Source organism: Larkinella harenae (genome assembly GCF_054780515.1).
On the sequence record NZ_BAAGWE010000033.1, the window covers coordinates 1 to 1,284 of the forward strand.

Here is a 1,284-nt window from a genome sequence, read left to right on the forward strand (position 1 = left end):
TGTCTTAGCCCCCCGAAGAGTTGGACAAAATTGTAAAAACAATTAAGTCCCTTTAACTTCAGGAACAATGAGCAAAACACGACGAACATTCACCCCGGAGGACCGCTACTCCATCGTTCAAGAGTCCTTGCGCGACGGTCATTCCGAGATTTGCCGCAAGTACAATTTATCTGCTTCTCTTCTGCGCAAATGGCGGAATCGCTATCTGAGTAAAGGAAAGGAGGGCTTGAAAGATACTTATCACCGGGTTGATCCGCAGGTACGTGCCCTGGAAGAGGAAAATGAGCGGCTGAAACGTATCGTTGCCAAACAGGCGCTGGAGATAGAAGTCAAGAGCGAACTGCTAAAAAAAACGCCTATCGGACCGAGGAAAAGCTGATGCTGGTGAAACAATTCGAACCTCAGGTACCTCGAATCCAACTTTGCCAATGGCTTGACTTGCCTCGAAGCGTGTCGTATTACCAGCCTCGTCGCGGAAAACCAGGAGCTAAGCCCAGTCAGTTAACTTTGAGGCTGGATGGTACTTGGGTACCTAACCAAGAGGTAGTGGATTACATTTGGAAATGGTTAGATGACGAATTCAATGCTTACGGGTACGAGTATGTTACCCGTGAGTTAAAAACGCAATATGTGATCAATAAGAAAAAAGTTTACCGACTTATGAAGGAAGCTAACCTATTGATGGGGAAGGTGTTCCGGCCAGCTGGCAAACGCGAGTTTGTTCAATTTCGACGGATTACAGCCACTCGGCCATTGGAATATCTATGCTGGGATATTAAGTATGTCTGGGTGGCAGGTGAACGACGTAACTATTTCTTATTGAGTGTAATGGATGTGTACACTCGGAAAATTTTGGACTGGCTCTTTCAATCCAGTATCCGCCAGATGGACTTGATCGATTTAGTACGCCAAGTGAACCGGGAGCATGAGCTAAAAGGGATCATCATCCGCAATGACAACGGTAGTCAATTTATTGCCAATCGCGTTCGCCAGTTTTTAAAGACGTCAGAGGTAAAGCAGGAGTTTACGCATGTGGCCACTCCGGAGGAGAACTCCTATATCGAGGCATTTCATAGCATACTGGACCAAATCGTGGTGCAACGGTACGAATTTGACAGTTATTATGAAGCCAAGGAAACGCTGAGACGTTTTTTTAATCATTACAACTATAATCGGCGTCACCGGTCATTAGGCTTCATTACCCCACAGGAAAAGTGGGAAATAACAATAGCTCTGACTCAACCATTATTAGAAAATATGTCCAACTAATCAGGGGCTAAGACA

General features: G+C 45.4%; 2 protein-coding genes. Both read left to right on the plus strand.

Features of this window, described 5'->3' with window-relative positions:
• The first annotated feature begins 67 nt into the window (after positions 1-67).
• Entirely contained in the window at positions 68-379 is a 312-nt protein-coding gene (locus tag ACYVH9_RS31585; protein ID WP_460640445.1) for a transposase, read from the plus strand.
• Complete coding sequence (locus ACYVH9_RS31590; RefSeq protein WP_460640446.1) at positions 379-1,269, plus strand: IS3 family transposase; 891 nt, start codon at positions 379-381, stop codon at positions 1,267-1,269. The genes ACYVH9_RS31585 and ACYVH9_RS31590 overlap by 1 nt, the downstream gene beginning before the upstream one ends.
• Positions 1,270-1,284 lie beyond the last annotated feature (15 nt).